The 14660-nt window shown below is 68.3% G+C and carries 13 protein-coding genes and 1 pseudogene; 3 read left to right on the forward strand and 11 right to left on the reverse strand.

Annotated features, from left to right (window positions below):
• Nucleotides 1-13 precede the first annotated feature (13 nt).
• Entirely contained in the window at nt 14-577 is a 564-nt protein-coding gene (locus AB4Y78_RS08415) for a GNAT family N-acetyltransferase (RefSeq protein ID WP_265230197.1), read from the reverse strand.
• The gene (locus AB4Y78_RS08420) at nt 574-984 is read right to left on the reverse strand and encodes a DUF1801 domain-containing protein (protein WP_265230198.1); all 411 of its coding nucleotides are present in this window, start codon (nt 982-984) and stop codon (nt 574-576) included. Before AB4Y78_RS08420 ends, AB4Y78_RS08415 begins: the two co-directional genes overlap by 4 nt.
• A gap of 74 nt (nt 985-1058) precedes the next feature.
• Between AB4Y78_RS08420 and AB4Y78_RS08425 the strand changes: the two genes are divergently transcribed.
• The gene (locus tag AB4Y78_RS08425; protein WP_265230199.1) at nt 1059-1892 is read left to right on the forward strand and encodes a hypothetical protein; all 834 of its coding nucleotides are present in this window, start codon (nt 1059-1061) and stop codon (nt 1890-1892) included.
• Between the two features lie 30 nt (nt 1893-1922).
• Here the strand turns inward: AB4Y78_RS08425 and AB4Y78_RS08430 are convergent, their stop codons facing one another.
• From AB4Y78_RS08430 to AB4Y78_RS08455, 6 genes are all read right to left on the reverse strand, one after another.
• Nucleotides 1923-5306, reverse strand: coding sequence for a DEAD/DEAH box helicase family protein (locus AB4Y78_RS08430; RefSeq protein ID WP_441713314.1), 3384 nt, complete (start codon nt 5304-5306; stop codon nt 1923-1925).
• Between the two features lie 69 nt (nt 5307-5375).
• Nucleotides 5376-6581: a Fic family protein gene (locus AB4Y78_RS08435; RefSeq protein ID WP_265230202.1), complete on the reverse strand. Its 1206-nt coding sequence runs from the start codon at nt 6579-6581 to the stop codon at nt 5376-5378.
• Between the two features lie 104 nt (nt 6582-6685).
• Nucleotides 6686-6874, reverse strand: a complete 189-nt coding sequence (locus AB4Y78_RS08440) for a hypothetical protein (RefSeq protein WP_265230203.1) — start codon at nt 6872-6874, stop codon at nt 6686-6688.
• Between the two features lie 80 nt (nt 6875-6954).
• Nucleotides 6955-7860: a restriction endonuclease gene (locus AB4Y78_RS08445; protein ID WP_441713316.1), complete on the reverse strand. Its 906-nt coding sequence runs from the start codon at nt 7858-7860 to the stop codon at nt 6955-6957.
• Entirely contained in the window at nt 7860-9020 is a 1161-nt protein-coding gene (locus tag AB4Y78_RS08450) for a restriction endonuclease subunit S (protein WP_441713317.1), read from the reverse strand. The genes AB4Y78_RS08445 and AB4Y78_RS08450 overlap by 1 nt, the downstream gene beginning before the upstream one ends.
• Nucleotides 9017-10474 (reverse strand): type I restriction-modification system subunit M, encoded by a 1458-nt coding sequence (locus tag AB4Y78_RS08455; RefSeq protein WP_441713318.1) that lies wholly within the window; start codon nt 10472-10474, stop codon nt 9017-9019. The genes AB4Y78_RS08450 and AB4Y78_RS08455 overlap by 4 nt, the downstream gene beginning before the upstream one ends.
• 110 nt (nt 10475-10584) lie before the next feature.
• On the opposite strand from AB4Y78_RS08455, the gene AB4Y78_RS08460 reads away from it, so the two are divergent.
• Nucleotides 10585-11103, forward strand: coding sequence for a hypothetical protein (locus tag AB4Y78_RS08460; protein ID WP_441713319.1), 519 nt, complete (start codon nt 10585-10587; stop codon nt 11101-11103).
• Nucleotides 11104-11139: 36 nt separating this feature from the next.
• Here the strand turns inward: AB4Y78_RS08460 and AB4Y78_RS08465 are convergent, their stop codons facing one another.
• Nucleotides 11140-11886 carry an N-acetyltransferase gene (locus AB4Y78_RS08465; protein ID WP_441713320.1) on the reverse strand — a complete coding sequence of 249 codons (747 nt, stop codon included), beginning with the start codon at nt 11884-11886 and terminating at the stop codon, nt 11140-11142.
• Nucleotides 11887-11939: 53 nt separating this feature from the next.
• Nucleotides 11940-12128 (reverse strand): annotated as a pseudogene (locus AB4Y78_RS08470) (ribosomal protein bL36); the annotation flags it as partial.
• On the opposite strand from AB4Y78_RS08470, the gene AB4Y78_RS08475 reads away from it, so the two are divergent.
• Nucleotides 12127-14232: an NAD(+) synthase gene (locus AB4Y78_RS08475; protein ID WP_441713323.1), complete on the forward strand. Its 2106-nt coding sequence runs from the start codon at nt 12127-12129 to the stop codon at nt 14230-14232. The pseudogene AB4Y78_RS08470 and the gene AB4Y78_RS08475 sit on opposite strands and share 2 nt — an antisense overlap.
• Before the next feature lie 89 nt (nt 14233-14321).
• Here AB4Y78_RS08475 and AB4Y78_RS08480 read toward each other — a convergent pair whose 3' ends face one another.
• The gene (locus AB4Y78_RS08480) at nt 14322-14615 is read right to left on the reverse strand and encodes a hypothetical protein (protein WP_441713325.1); all 294 of its coding nucleotides are present in this window, start codon (nt 14613-14615) and stop codon (nt 14322-14324) included.
• Nucleotides 14616-14660: the final 45 nt, after the last annotated feature.

Below are 14660 nucleotides of genomic sequence, written 5' to 3' on the forward strand. Positions count from 1 at the left end.
CGCCCCCTTCGGCTCAGGGCCACTCCTCGCGCAGGATCCCGTAGGTGTAGCCGTCGACCCAGCCGAGCTCGGCGTGCCACGAGTCCTTGACGCCGTGCTGCTCCCTGCGCATGCCGATGCGCTCCATGACCCGCCACGACGGGGTGTTGTCGGCGAAGCAGCCGGCCGTCACCCGGTGCAGCCCGAGCTCGTCGAAGGCGATCGACAGCAGGCCGCGCGCCAGGTGCGCGCCGTGGCCGCGACCGGCGTGCGCGGGGTCGATGGTGTAGCCGAGACTGCCCTGGGCCCGGCTCCAGATGTCCTGACCGGCGTGGACCTGACCCATGGCGTCCCCGATGGACAGCGAGCCGGTCCCCACGAGCTGACCGTCGACGTGTGCGGCCACGCCGAGGCTGTCGGGGTCGTCCTCGAGCCAGCTGCGCGTGTACGTCTGCGGGTCGACGGTCGTCAGCAGCAGCCACCGCGTGACCTCGGGGCTGTTGCGCCAGGTGAGTGCCTGCGCGATGTCGTCGGGTGTCGGTGGGCGAAGGGAGAGTGGCCCGGCCTGTCGTGGCCAGGCAAGGTCGGCGACCTTCACTCGTCGGACCCCGCCCAGGAGCGCTCGACGAGCTCGCGCAGGACGGCGCCGTCGACGTCCTCCGGGCGCTTGACGTAGACGCAACCCTTGCCGGTGGTGTGCGTGCCGAGGCGGTCGAGCAGGTCCTCGTTGGACCCGTAGAAGGTCAGTCCGTAGAGCGTCAGCGCTGCCTTGCGCGGGGCGAGGCCGATGCGGAACCACTCGTGCTCCTTGCCGTCGGCCGTCGTGTAGGGCTGGGCGCCGAAGCCGATCATCGACGGCCCCCACACGACCGGCTCCGCCCCGGAGACCTCGCGCATGAGGTCGAGCACGGCCTGCGCGTCCGTGCGGCGGCGCTCGTCGGCCACGGCGCCGAGCACCTCGTCGGGGGAGGTGTCGGTGGGCTTCGTCTTGCGGTCGCTGGCCATGGGGAGAGGGTAGGGCGTGGGACCAACGACTCGGGCGCTGCTCAGTGTCTGCCGCGCCCGCTACTGTGCCCAGCATGACCAGCGACGAAGGGCCCGACATGATCGAGGAACTCATGTGGGTTCGCCGGCCGCAGAACACCCATCTGTCACAGTCACACACCGATCCGGGCAGCTACAGCCCACTCGCCCGGTCGGACGACACCAACGACCTTCAGGGCCAAGCGACGATGAGGCCTGCTGACAAGGAAGATCTCGACACGTCAGAGCCCGTCTTCTTCGATGACTCTCCAGCCGAGGACCCTGCAGGAAACCTGCGCGCGGAGCTCGCCGCCGCGCTCCTCATGCTCGGCGCCGTGTACGCAGCGCGACAAGCTTCGCCGCACATCGTCCGGTGGTGGGAGACACGCGGCCGTGAAGCGCTGCGGCGTGTAGCGCGTCGGTTGATGCCCAAGAAGCGGACCGAGGGCGGTGCGGATAGTGGCGCCCCTACAGAGATGACCAGCACTGCCTCAGACATCGTCATCGGCGTGCCCATCGTGGATTCCGCTCAGGCTTCGAATGCGGTGGAGGTCTACAGATCCGGGATGGCCTCGGAAGAGGCGCGCGAGCGGTTCATCTCGGCGCTGGTGGCGCAGGCCTACGCCGACGAGCAGTTGCGCACCCTCAGGTCGGCACGCATCGAAGATGGCGCTCCGAGCGCCCACCTTGCCGTGCCCATCGACGCCCTGACACGAGAACAACTCGCTAGCGGCATCCGCCACGTGCTCGAAGCGCACCCGGACTGGCCGAACGCCTCGATGGTGGATCGCCTCGGCGAAGTTCTTGAGCAGGGGCCGCCTGTGACCATGCCCAAGCCCAAGCGGGTGCGGCTGCCTCAGGTGTCACGTTCCAGCAGTCGACGGGGCTGATGCCAGCACCTGGATCTGGCCGCCTGAGGGCTACGCCCCCATCGGCTGGGCCCGCGACTCAACGTCACGCAGGATCTCGACGATGTCATCAACTGCGTTCTCGTCGAAGAGGTCGTCAGGACCGGTCGGCGCATGGTCGGTGTACGGCGACTCGTAGAGCCGGCCGGGCTCCATGACGCCGTTGAGGGTCAGCTCGTCGACGATCAGCTCGACGAACCGCACCTGGTGGACGTCGAAGCGCGCCCCGTCGAGGTAGCCACCGAAGGCCTCTTTGGCCGCTTCGCGGTCGAGCCCGACGAGCGACCTCACGAAGAGCCCGAGCCCGTGCGCCTCCTCGACCGCCCGCTCCACGTCCGCGGCAGCCCCGGCGCCGCTCTCCAGCAGCATCTGCTCGAGCGCGCTCAGGTCATTCGCGGTGAGCTGCCGGTTGCGCCGCAGCCGCTGCAGCGCGATGTTGCTCTCGTGGGAGCGCAGGTAGGCACTGGCCTTCGCGCGGAAGCGCTCCATATCGGTGCCCGGCACCGTCCCGGGCAGCGTCACCTCGGTCGCCTCACCGAGCTCGTCGGCGAAGTCCGTGTAGACCGGGTTGCGTTTCGTCTTCTCCACCAGGCGAACGAGCGCCCGCAGCTTCAGGCGCATCTGCTCGAGCATCGGGAGCGTCACATCGACCCACCACTCGTCACCCGCCACGTCTTCGATGAGCTCGGCGCGCGCCGCGACGGACGGGATCGCCGTCTTGCCGAGCAGCGCCACAGCCACCTGCTGCACAACCTCGCGGAGACGCTCGGCGAGGACGGCGTCGCCCTCGAGGTCCGCCAGCTGTCGTCGGAGCACGACGAGGTCGAATCTCTTGGCGCCCTCGTCGTCGTCACGGGTCGCCGACGGCAGGCCCGCCAGCTCGTCGACGACGCGCCCCGCCTCCTCCGTCGTCAGCTCGTCCCAGGCATCGCGCTCGCCGTACCGTTCCACCCACTCGCGGTGCGGCCTGACGATGAAGTTGTCGAGGTTCATCCCGGCGACGACCTGGTGCAGCAGGTCCGCTGCCGATGCGCGAAGGGAGGAATCCCCCTTCGCCCGGTCGAGGGCGGTGATCAGGCCGACGCGGCCCTCGAAGAGTCGCTGGGCGAGCGACTTCTGGATCGAGCCCTCGCTCCCCGGCAGGTCCTGCTGGAAGAACTCGAGGTTGCCGCAGAAGTCGAAGACGAGGAAGTCCTGCTTGTCCTGCCCCGGGCCGTAGAGGTCGGGGCACAGCCGGGTGCCGCGGCCGATCATCTGCCAGAACTTGCTCTTGGACCGCACGACCTTGAAGAAGACGAGGTTGACGACCTCGGGGACGTCGATGCCGGTGTCGAGCATGTCGACGGAGATCGCGATGTGCGGCGCCTTGCCCGGCGTCGAGAAGTCGTCGATGAGGCTCTGCGCGTACGGCGTGCCGTGGGTGATGGTGCGGGCGAAGTGCCCGCCGTACTCCGGCCACGCGATGTCGAAGCGCTGCTGGATGAAGTCGGCGTGCTGCTGACTCTTGGCGAAGATGATCGTCTTGCCCAGGCGGTCGCCTCCGGCGACCTTGTACCCGTCCGCCATCAAGGTCGCGAGGACCTTGTCGACGGTGTCCTCGTTGAAGAGGAAGCGGTTGATCTCCTCGGCGCCGACCTCGGTGGGCGCACCGTCTTCACCCCAGTCGAGCTCGTCCCACCGGTCGCGCTCTTCCTCTGTCAGGTCGACGTAGCGGATGCCCTGGCGGAGGAACTTCGTGCCGACGGACACGCCCTTGGGCGGGACGAGGTAGCCGTCGGCGACGGCTTCGTCGAGGCTGTAGGCGTCGGTCGGGACCCCGTCTTCGAGCTGGAAGAGCCGGTAGGTGTTGTGGTCGACCTCGTCCTTGGGCGTGGCGGTCAACCCGACGAGCAGACCGTCGAACCAGTCGAAGATCGCGCCGTACTTGGCGTAGACCGACCGGTGCGCCTCGTCGATGACGACCAGGTCGAAGTAACCGGGGCCGAAGGTCCGCTTGACCGTGCTCGGGTCGGGGTCGTCGCTCAGCTCGTTGATGAGGTTCATCATCGTCGGGTAGGTGGAGACGTAGACCCGGCCCTCCCCCCTTCGCTCGGTCACGAGGTTGACCGTCGCGACCTCCGGAACGTGCTCGGTGAAGGCGCGTGCGGCTTGGTTGACGAGGGCGGTGCGGTCGGCGAGGAAGAGCACGCGCTTGACCCAGCCGGCCGCCATGAGCTGCTGCACGAGGGCGATCGTCGTGCGGGTCTTGCCGGAGCCGGTGGCCATGACGAGCAGCGCTTCACGCTGCTTGCCGTCGAAGGCCGCGCCGACGGCCTTGATCGCGCGCGCCTGATACGGGCGGCCGGCGACCTCGGTGTTGACCGGCTCCGTGGCGAGCGGCCGGCGCGTGCTGCGCCGCGCGATCATCAGCTCCAGCTCGTCCCTGGTCAGGTAGCCGCTGATCATGCGGGGCGGGTAACCGGCGGCGTCGTCCCAGAGCCACTGCTGGTGGCCGTTGGTGTAGAGGATCACCGGGCGACGGCCGAACTTCGCCTCGAGGCAGTCGGCGTAGAGCTTGGCCTGCTGCTGCCCGATGGCCGCGTCCTTGGTCGTGCGCTTGGCCTCGACGACGGCGAGCGGCAGACCATCGGCACCCCAGAGGACGTAGTCGACGTACCCGACGCCGGTCGCGTTGGGCATGCCGCTGACCTCGTACTCGCGGTCTTGCGCATCTGCCAGCGGCCAGCCGGCCTCGTGGAGCATCTGGTCGATGATGTCGCGGCGGGTACGCGCCTCGTCGTAGTCGTGGTCGTCGACCGTCTGGGTCTTGGCGGCCTGGGCCGCGGCGACCTGCGCCTTGAGCTCTTCGATCTCGGCTGCCTGGGCAGCGGCGAGCTCGTCCTTGGCAGCGAGCTCGGCGGCATGCGCCTTGTCGGATGCCTTGATCTTGGCCGCGAGCTTGACGAGCTCGTCGCGGGACAGCGGCGCCGACTTCTGCGCGAGGGCGGGGTCGAAGTGGCTGCCGGTCGGGACGTCGTCGGGGGTCGTCGAGTAGCGGAAGGCGGCCCAGATGACGACGTGGTGCAGCTCGCGAAGGGAGGTCAGCGCGGCATGTGCGGGGATCGCGGTGGCGTCGTGGACGGCGGTGTTGCCCAACTTGCGGATGAGGTTGAGCTTCTGGGTGAAGGCCGGGCCGGTCTTCACCTTGAAGGCCGGGTCGTTGATCCGCGCCGCGAGGTCGTCCTTGTAGGGCATGGGCAGCGACATGAGGTCGTAGAGGTGCCCGACGAGCTCTTCGGCTGCCCGCCGCGCGTAGAAGCACGCGGTGCGCGGGTCGGTCGTCAGGTACGACTCGGCGTGGCGGCAGTTGGCGTGGATCGCTGGCCACGTGGCCTTGATGAAGGCGAAGTTGCTCATCGCTCCCCCTGAGCGGACGACTTGATCACCCGGTTGGACAGCCAATTGAACTGATCAAGGACCCTCACGTCACGCACCCGACCGAGACGTGAGGACGCGCAGGACGCGCGGCGCATAGAAGCGCCGCTTGTACGCCGACGCATCGACGACGTCGAGCACACCCAGCTCGACGAGCTGGCCGACCATGGCGTTGGCCCGACCGTAGGAGACCCCGAGGTCGGCCTCGACCTTCCGCACGGTGAAGGAGGGGTTGGCGATGGCCAGGTCCACGAGGGCGAGCGCCTTTTCGGCTCTGAGCTTCGAGGCGCGCACGACCTCTCGCAGCTCAGCCTGGACGTCAACGAGCGCGAGCATCTCTGCCTGAGTGCTGTCGGCCGCTTGCTGCAGCCCCTGGGCGAAGAAGCGCACGAAGGCGTCCCAGTCACCCGTGGTACTCACGCCGAGCAGCCGCTCGTAGTAGGTCGCGCGGCGCGCTTCGAACCACGGCGACACGGTGAGCGTCGGCTCGCTGAGGACGCCGAGGCCTTGGAGGTGCAGCACAATCATCAGCCGCCCGATGCGGCCGTTGCCGTCGCGGAAGGGGTGGAGCGTCTCGAACTGGTAGTGGGACATCGCGGCTGCCACGACGGGGTCGATCCGACCCAGATGGTCGTCCTGCATCCAGCCCACCAGATCCCGCAAGCCCTGCTCCAGCGATGGGCCCGGCGGGGACGGGACAAACCTGGCGTTGTGGATGGGTGCGCGACGAGGGTCGAGGTCGTCACGTCGGCCGATGACGACCTGGGTGTCCCGCGGGCGCCCCGAGTCCGACTCCAGCGGGGTCCCCCGCATGAGGATCCCTTGGAGATCCCCGACGAAGGACACCGTCAGTGGGCGGCCATCGGCCATCCACGCGAACCCGTGGTTCGCCGCGTTGACGTAGTTGAGAATCTCGACGAGGTCGGCACTGGACGGCTCTTCGTCATCGGCGACAAGGACATCCGCCAGCGGCGCGTAGGTCCCCTCCAATGCCGAGGTGCTCTGGGCCTCGCGTCGCAGAGCGGGCAGCCGCAAGAGCGTCGGGTTGGGCAGCCGTCGTGCCGTGCTGTCCAGGGCCGCCAATGCTGCCCTTGCCTCCGCCACGGCCATGAACGTGGCCTGGCTGAGGGTCGGCATGTCTCCCGCGAGCGGCGCGGGGACAAAGGCCTTGTGTCGCCACTCCCCGCCAGCAGGGTCGACGCCGTCGATATCGACGAGGTCACCACCTGTGCTGTTGACGAACATTTCCAGGTCCACAATGTCAGCCTAGCGCCCGTTCACTGACATTGTCAGGGGCGCAATGTCAGTCATTGTGCACTGCCCAGCACATCTCAGTCTTGGACCAAGCCGACCCAGAATGATCACTCGCCCAGACCGAAGCGCGCCCGAACACGGCGCAGCATCTCGGCCTCGTCGACCTCACCACGCACATACTCCGCGAGGTCGTGCTCGGCGTCGTCCGACAGCCGGCCTCCCGACATCTCGGTGCTGTGGCGAAACTGCCGCAGCGCCTCCGCCCTACGTGCCTGCTCCTCCGGAGAGATGGCCATCGTGCCCCCTGATCATCACGCGCCCGCGGAGTCGGGCGGCTGGATGCCCAAACATGACATGCCACCCCGACAGCGACCCCCTACTCGAAGAAGTCCTCGTCCACCTCGACGATCTGCACCGACCGCCGCACCTGCACCCCGACGCCGTACCGGATCATCAGCGCCGCCAGCCGCTGACCGTCGATGAGCACGACCCTCGTGGCCACCCCGTCGGCGTACTCGCGGGCCTTCGGACCAAAGCGCCCAGTCGTGATGAATACGCCTTGGTTGGCCGACTGCCCGTGCAGCGCGCCGACGAAGCCCTGGATCTCGGGGCGCCCGACGCTCGTGTCGAGGGCGTAGCGCTTGGCCTGCACGTAGACCCGGCTCAGACCGAGCGCGTCCTGGTCGATGATCCCGTCGATGCCGCCGTCGTTGGACAGCTGCGTGCGGGTGGCGCGACCGTCCGCGCCGCCGTAGCCCATAGCGACGAGCAGGTCGAGGACGGCCTGCTCGAAGAACGCGGGGTCGTTGGCGTGCAGCCTGGTGAGCAGCTCGGCCGCGACATCGGCGTGGATGCGGGCGATGCCCTCCTCCACCTGCTCGGTCGGGTCGATCTCGGGGGTGGCGGTCACCGGCGACGCGGCAGCCGGCTCGTGGGCCTTGGCCACCCACCAGGTGTCGCCGGGACGGGCGTGCTGGCGCAGCTGCACCTCGGTGATGCCCTGCGGGTGGTCGGCCAAGACGCGGCGCCCGATGTCGGTGATGCGGTACTGGCCGCGAGCCTGCCGCTCCAGCGCGCCGACGCGGTAGAGGTAGGAGACGGCCCACCCGATGCGGTTGTCCGACTTAGCCGAGCCCGAAGGGAGCACCTCCGCACGCTGGTCTTCGGTCAGCGTCGCGCTCGCCACTCCGGTCCGGATGGACCGAAGGGAGCGAACCTCGCCATCCGTGTGGAGCCGGAGTACGGGGACCATGAACTGGTCCCAGGACGGGAGGGCGGTCATCAGAGCTCGCCCTTGAATGCGCGGGACTGGAGTGAGGCGAAGAGTTCGTCGTCCAGACGCACTAAGCCTTCCACTCGAGCCCGAAGTGCAAACACCCGCTCCATTCGCTTCGCGAATTCTCGCTGATCCCCGAGTGGCGGCAACAGGATTTGAATCGCTTGGAAGGCACTTTTGCTCACCATCCCTTTCATCCCCCCGGTCGACTTGGCTCGAACGAGATCAGGAGCAACCTTAAACTGTGTAAGCAAAAAGTATGGGTGAATATCACCTGACGGCAGAACTGCGTTGATCTGTTGATTGAACGCCACTTCCCGGTCTGCAACAGCGGCTCTACCGATAGAGGCAGCACTTCCAGCAATGCAGGTCACCAAAACAGACCCTGCAGGTGCTATCCGCGCGACGGACTTACCACGCGCCGAGAGTCCCTCAGAGGCCCGCTCGACGAATCCTCCGGCGAGGTTGTCGGATTTCACCCACTCGATCGCATCTCCAAAGTTCTCGGGTATTGCCCGACTCGGCGAGTTGCCTGTCCGCACCTCGGCGATCGAACCCACGGCAGCCCGGGGGCAGCGACTCCCCGTAACAGGGTGACCAAACATATCGACGAAGGTTGACTGAGTGAGGTCGTCGAGGTGCGCGAGGATCCGGCGGCGCTTCGCGCGGAGCGCGTCGGCGTGGTCGAGGAGCGCCGCGATCCGCCGCTGCTCTGCAAGGTCCGGCGCGGGCATTTCCAGTGCCTTGAACGCACTTTCGACCGACAGGTTCTTAATCGTCGCACCTCGGACGAAGGGTTCGATACCGCCCAGAAACTGCCGAGTCCTCAGGAAGTGAAATACGTACCGTGGATCGACCAGCCGAGGGTCAACCCGGAGGATCCTCACAAAGTTTGTGGCAACAGTGATGTTTGTGGGCTCGCTCGAAACGAAGGCGACGTTCCCGCAATTCCCGGATGACGTAAGCAGTATGTCACCTGCGCGAACTTGAGCCTTGGCGATCTCCCGGGTCGTGTAACCGCGGAGCGGCAAGTCCCCCCATTTCAGCTCTCCTGAATTACCGACATCCCCGTTTCTAACAGCTTTAGCATCGACTTCGGCGCCGCCAGGCTCCGCGCCCCAATACCCCCCGCTTCGATAAGGGATTCCGTCCGAAAGTCGGATCACGACAGCTTTGCCTTCAGCTCGCCCATCCCCTGCGCGATCTCCGCCTCGAGCGCCTCGATGTCCGCGATGATCTCGAGCGGGGGCCGGTGGTCGACCTCGTCGTGGACGACCTCCTTGTAGCGGTTGATTGAAAGGTCGTAGTCCTGGGCGACGATCTCTCCTTTCGGCACCGTGAAGGACTGCTCGGTCCGCGCTCGCTCACGCTCCGCATCACGGTCCCGCCAGCGGGCGAGGACGTCGGGGAGGTCGTTGGCCTCGATCGGGTTGCGCTTGTCGTCGAGGGAGAAGCCATCGGCCTGCACGTCGTAGAACCACACGTCTTCGGTGCCGCCGGAGTCGGTCTTCGTGACGAAGAGGATCGCCGTCGACACCCCGGCGTAGGGCTTGAAGACGCCGGAGGGGAGCTTCACGACCGCGTCGAGCTTCTGCTCCTCGACGATCATCTTCCGCAGGGTCTTGTGCGCCTTCGACGAACCGAAGAGCACCCCGTCCGGGACGATCACCGCCGCGCGGCCGCCCGGCTTGAGCAATTTGAGGAAGAGGGCGAGGAAGAGCAGCTCGGTCTTCTTCGTCTTGACGATCTTTTGCAGATCCTTCGCCGTCGCCTCGTAGTCCAGCGAGCCGGCGAAGGGCGGGTTCGCGAGGATGAGCGTGTACTTCTCAGCATCGCCGCTCGCCCCCTCGGAGAGGGAGTCGCGGTAGCTGATGTCCGGCGCCTCGACACCGTGCATGAGCATGTTCATGCTGCCGATGCGCAGCATCGTGGAGTCGAAGTCGTAGCCGTGGAACATGCTGTTGTGGAAGTGCGTCCGCTGCTGGGCGTTGGTCAGTGCTGACGGGTGATGCTCGCGGATGTATTCGGAGGCCGCCACGAGGAATCCCGCTGTGCCACAGGCCGGGTCGCAGATCTCGTCGGTCGGGGCCGGGGCCATCATGTCGACCATCAGCTCGATGATGTGCCGCGGCGTGCGGAACTGCCCGTTGGTCCCTGCCGAGGCGATCTTGGAGAGCAGGTACTCGTAGAGGTCGCCGTTGGTGTCGCGCTTGTCCATCGGGATGTCGGCGATGAGGTCGACGACCTTCGACAGCAGCGCGGGGGTCGGGATCGTGTAGCGCGCGTCCTTCATGTGGTCGGAGTACGTCGAGCCCTCGCCACCGAGCTGCTGCAGGAAGGGGAAGACCTGCTGGGCCATCGTGTGGTGGGCCTCGGCCGCGCCGGCGTTCTTGAGGTTCTGCCACCGGAGGTTGGACTCGCCAGGCCCGAAGATCGGGTCCTTCACACCCCCACCCTCGACACGAGCGCGCCGCTCCTTCGTCGTCTGCAGCTCGTCCAGCCGACGGATGAAGAGCAGGTAGGTGATCTGCTCGATGACCTCGAGCGGGTTGGAGATGCCGCCGCTCCAGAAGGCGTTCCAGACGGCATCGACCTTGCTCTTCATCTCACCCGTGATCACGGGCGTCAGGCTACTTGTCCGGATTAGGACATTGGGCTGTCGGTGGCCGGTCGTAGGTTGTTCGGCTGCGCTGCACCAGGCGGCGCTTCGGAACCCGCAGGGGGTACGACATGAACGTTGAACTTGCAGGCGCCCTGGTTGGTGCGCTGGCCAGCGTCGTGACCGTCTGGCCGCCGTGCGCGCGAGCGCTCGGTCGCCTGACGCTCAACGCACGCGCTGAGCGCCAGTTCCATCAGGCGGAGCTCTTTCGACGCGCAGGTGTCACCGACGAAGCCGAGGAGCACGTGCGTCGAGCACGCCGCTTCCTGCTCAGGCCCGTCGTGATGGAGGAGCGCGGCATCGTCGGCACCCTCGCCAAGGCTGACGTCGTCGCCTATGGACTCCTCCTCGTCGCCGGTGGCATCGCCCTGACCGCCGAATTGTCGCTCCCCGCGGCCCTCGTTGGCTTTGGACTGATCTTCAGCGCCATGACGCTGCTGCTCCTCGACGGCTGCGCCATAGAGCGCGAGTGCCGGAAGAGGGCCGAAGCGTATGGCGATCTCCGCTCTCCTCGCTCGAGCTCACGGCTTCGGCCCTGGGTCGCCTCGTCGGCCCTGCTGGGGGTGGCCCTCCTCGTCTTCAGGCGATAGGCGGTTTCGAGGCTCGGCCGCGGGCGGCCTCGCACCTCAACCAGCGAGGGAGCACAGGTCGTGGTGCACCCAGACATTCGGCTCGACGTAGACCGCGTGGTCGTTGGCCAGGTCGACGTGGACGGGGGCGAGACCCCCTTCGACCTCGACGGACCCGTCCACGTCGAAGGGCAGGCCGGTCCACTCCCGCCACTGGGCGAGCGTGCCCGGGATCGTCATCGACAGCGGCGCCACCTGAACGATCCGGCCGCCGAGCCGCACGTGCGCGCGCAGCCACGGGTCGACGGGCAGCCCGTCCTCGCGGACCCGACGCGCGTACTCGTCTGCGGCGGTGCGGGGTTCGAGCCACTTGCGGGTCGGGCGCACCGGGCCGAAGAGATCGCGGCACCCGAGCGCCGCGTAGCGCCGACGCGCCTCGGCGAGGAGTGCACCGCTCAGGCCCTCGTCCCGCCGGTCCACCGCGACCCGCGCCTCGATGAGGCTGACCGTCGACCAGTCCGGGGCCGCCCCCTTCGCCGCCAGCCACTCGGCCTCCTGCATCGCGGCGTCCCAGCCCCGGGCCGGCAGGTCCGACAGGCCATGGCCAAAGGGCACCGCGTGCAGCCGCGCCACCGCCGTCTCGCCCTCCATGACGACGAGGTGCAGCTGCGGGAAGGCCTCGACCGCCGCCTCGTAGGCCCGGTCGGAGGTCGGGTCCTGGAGCATGAAGGTCGGCCAGTCCCCCGCGATCGACCAGAAGGCCTCCACGAGGTCAGGTCGCTCGGCGAGTGAGTGCGTCTGCATCGCTCCATCCAAGACGAAGGGAGCCGCCCAGACCAGTGGATATCGCCGGCGCAGCCTTGGCGGGCCTTCAGCCGCGGGTTCTGCTTGTTGATGACGTAGGTCCTGCCCCGGCGACGCACGACCTGACTGCCGGACTGGCGGCGCGCCGGGCCTCCTCGCCGGGAGCGGGGTCTCGAGGCTCGTCGCAGAGCTCCTCGCACCTCGACCACCGGTGGAGGGCGGGGGTCATAGGCTCGGGGCATGGACCGCGACTTCCGCAACCTCTACCGCCACGGCTTCGCGCGCATCGCCGCGTGCACGCTGCCGGTGACGATGGCCGACCCGCAGGCCAATGCCGCGGCGATCCTCGAGCGGGCCCGGCACGTGGGCGAGCAGGGTGCGGCGGTCGCGCTCTTCCCCGAGCTGAGCCTCACCGGCTACGCCATCGACGACCTGCTCCTGCAGGACGTGCTGCTCCGTGACGTCGAGGCCGCCCTCGTCGACCTGACCCGGGCCACCGCCGACCTGCTGCCGCTCGTCGTCGTGGGCGCCCCCCTTCGCCACCGCAACCGCCTCTACAACTGCGCGGTCCTCATCCACCGCGGCGAGGTCATCGGCATCGCACCCAAGGCCTATCTGCCCAACTACCGCGAGTTCTACGAAAAGCGGCACTTCGCCGCCGGCGCCGGCATCGTCGACGAGTGGTTCCGCCCGACCTTCGCGCAGGGCGAGGACGCGGCGGTGCTCGACGGCGTCCCCTTCGGCACCGACCTGCTCGTCCATGTCGACGACGTGCCGGGCCTGGTCATCCATGCCGAGGTCTGCGAGGACATGTGGGTGCCGGTGCCGCCGAGCGCGGAGGCCGCCCTGGCCGGCGCGACCGTCCTGCTCAACCTCTCCGCCTCCCCCATCACCGTCGCCCGGGCGGAGGACCGGCACCTGCTCGCACGCTCCGCCTCGGCCCGGTGCAACGCGGCCTACGTGTACGCCGCTGCGAGCGCCGGCGAGTCCACGACCGACCTGTCGTGGGACGGCCAGACGATGGTCTACGAAGGGGGCGACCTCCTCGGCGAGTCCGAGCGCTTCCCCTCCGGCCCCCGCGAGACCCTCGTCGACGTCGACGTCGACCGGCTGCGGCAGGAGCGGATGCGGCAGGGCAGCTTCGACGACAACGGCGTCGCCCTGGGGATCGGCTCGGAGTCGGCGCCCTACCGCGACCTGCACCTCGAGCTCGAGGCGCCCACCGGCGACCTCGGGCTGCTGCGCCCGCTCGACCGCTTCCCCTTCGTCCCCGACGACGAGGCCCGCCTCGCCCAGGACTGCTACGAGGCCTACAACATCCAGGTCTCCGCGGTGGAGCAGCGGCTGCGCGCCATCGGTGGCGCCGACTGGCAGCCCAAGATCGTCATCGGCGTAAGCGGCGGGCTCGACTCGACCCACGCGCTGCTCGTCGCGGCCAAGGCGATGGACCGCCTGGGGCGCCCGCGCACCGACATCATCGGCATCACGATGCCTGGCTTCGCCACGAGCGACCACACCAAGATCAATGCCGTCGCCCTCATGGAGTCGCTCGGCATCACGTGGGAGGAGCTCGACATCCGGCCCACCGCGACGCAGATGCTGCGCGACATGGGCCACCCCTACGGGCTCGACCCCGACGCCGACCACCCCGACGAGGTCTACGACGTGACCTTCGAAAACGTGCAGGCCGGGCTGCGCACCGACTACCTCTTCCGCATCGCCAACCAGCGCGGCGGGATCGTCCTGGGCACCGGCGACCTGTCCGAGCTGGCCCTCGGCTGGTGCACCTACGGCGTCGGCGACCAGATGAGCCACTACGGCGTCAACGCCGGCGTGCCCAAGACGCTCATGCAGCACCTCGTCCACTGGGTCGCCGACACCGGCCAGCTGCCCGAGGTCTCCGAGACGCTGCGCTCGGTGCTCGCGACCGAGATCTCCCCCGAGCTCGTCCCGAGCAAGGACGCCGACCGGCCGCAGTCGACGCAGGACAAGATCGGGCCCTACGCGCTGCAGGACTTCACGCTCTTCCACGTGCTGCGTCGCGGCGACCGGCCGAGCAAGATCGCCTTCCTCGCGGAGCAGACGTGGTCGGACGCGACGAAGGGAGCGTGGCCCAGCTCCGTCGCCGAGGAGGACCGCGGCGCCTACGACCTTGCCGAGATCCGCAGGTGGCTGCTCGTCTTCGTGCAGCGTTTCTTCGACAACCAGTTCAAGAGGTCGGCGCTGCCCAACGGGCCCAAGGTGCTGCCGGGCGGCGCGGTGTCACCACGTGGTGACTGGCGGATGCCCAGCGACGCCGTCGCCACCCGCTGGCTCGCCGACATCGAGGACAACGTCCCGGGGTGAGGCTTCGAGGCTCGCTGGCGCTCGCACCTCAGCCGGCGGGGATGAGGGGCCCCACCTCAGCCGGCGGGGTGAAGGCCAGCGGGTGAGGGCTACTTGATGCCGACCGACGCGCTGTCGGTCGCGGTGTCGCCCTTGCCGTAGGTGTAGGAGCCCAGGCCCATCTTCGACATGACGACGCCGACAACGATCGTCAGCACCGACAGCACGACGGCGACGACACCGAGCACGGGGCTCAGCACGACGACCGCCCAGGTGCCGACGACACCGGCGATGATGCCGAGGGTCATGACGGTCCACCACGCGGGGTTCTGCGCGTGCCCGAGGTCCTCGACGGCGTGCGGCCCGGTCGGCGGGTGGGACAGACGAGGGGGGTGCTTGCTCATGGCGCACATCATCCCATGACCCCCGCGGCGATCGGCAAGGGCCGG

Source organism: Janibacter sp. RAF52, assembly GCF_052114035.1.
Classification (GTDB): domain Bacteria; phylum Actinomycetota; class Actinomycetes; order Actinomycetales; family Dermatophilaceae; genus Janibacter; species Janibacter hoylei.